This window comes from Nitratidesulfovibrio oxamicus (genome assembly GCF_015731765.1).
Taxonomy (GTDB): domain Bacteria; phylum Desulfobacterota; class Desulfovibrionia; order Desulfovibrionales; family Desulfovibrionaceae; genus Cupidesulfovibrio; species Cupidesulfovibrio oxamicus.
This window is the reverse complement of sequence record NZ_VRYY01000617.1, coordinates 1-1,092: the sequence shown is the minus strand read 5'-3', so window position 1 is coordinate 1,092 and position 1,092 is coordinate 1. Positions and strand designations below refer to the sequence as shown.

The following is a 1,092-nucleotide window of genomic DNA, read 5'->3' as shown; positions in this document are numbered from 1 at the left end:
CGCCCGGCCCCCGGCGCGCAGCCATTGTGCCGGGTCCGGCAGGGGACCGGCCATGCACAGCGGCACCACCCGCAACGGCCCCACGGACAGCGTGCTGTCCGCATCCGGTCGCACCAGGCTGTCGCCGCCCACGCCCACGGTGAACATTTCCACGGCTTCCACGTGGGTTTCCCAGTCGCCCACCACCATGCCGTCGGCCTGGATGACCGGGCGGCCCCGGCGCAGCAGGGTGACGTCGGTGGTGGTGCCGCCCACGTCCACGATGAGGGCGTCCGGCGGTGGCGGGGTGCCGGTGTCTGCCGATGCATCCGGCGATGTGTTCGGGGCCGTGGCGGGCGAAGCCACGCCCTTGCCCGCGTTTGCGCCTGCCGGTATCGCGTGTTCCTTTCCGTCCGCGTTGCCGGCGTCTTCATCCCCATTTGGCAGCCGACCGGCTGCATGCGCCGCGCCGTACCCGGCCATGGCGGCGGGGCCGCTGGCCACGGTGGCCGATGCATTGCGCAGGGCCGCGTCCATGGGCATGGCCGTGGCATCGCCGCGCACCACCACCACCGGGGCGGCAATGCCCAGATCCTCCAGCGCGGTGCGCACCCCGTCCAGAAAGCGGCGCATCACCGGCAGCAGCCGCGCGTTGAGCACCGCCGTGGCCGCGCGCTCCTTCATGCCCGCGCGGGAACTGGCCAGATGCGAGCAGAACACCGGCTTGGGGTCCACCATGCCGATGGCCCGTTCCGCCACCAACTCGTGGGCGGGGTTCACGAAGCTCATCATGCCGCACACGGCGTAGGCGTCCACCCGGTTCCGCATCAGGCGGATGGCGTCCACCAGCCGGTTCAGCGCCAGCGGCTCCTCTTCCGAGCCGTCCAACTTGTGACCGCCGGGGATGGCGTCCATGGAGGCGCAAGGCACGGTGATGCGCCCGGCGTAGCCGATGATGAACAGCCCAACCTCGGCCCCCTGCCCTTCCACCACGGCGTTGGTGGCCAGCGTGGTGGACACGGAGACCAGGTCCACGGCGCTGGCGGGCAGGCCGGACGCGGCCAGCGCGGCGGCCATGGCCCCGGCCATGCCCCGGCCAAGGTCGTGGTGGGT

General features: G+C 72.4%; 1 protein-coding gene. It reads right to left on the bottom strand.

The window, feature by feature from the left end; genetic code table 11:
- On the bottom strand, positions 1-1,092 hold a 1,092-nt coding region (locus FVW20_RS19840; RefSeq protein WP_307831608.1), incomplete at both ends, for a hydantoinase/oxoprolinase family protein.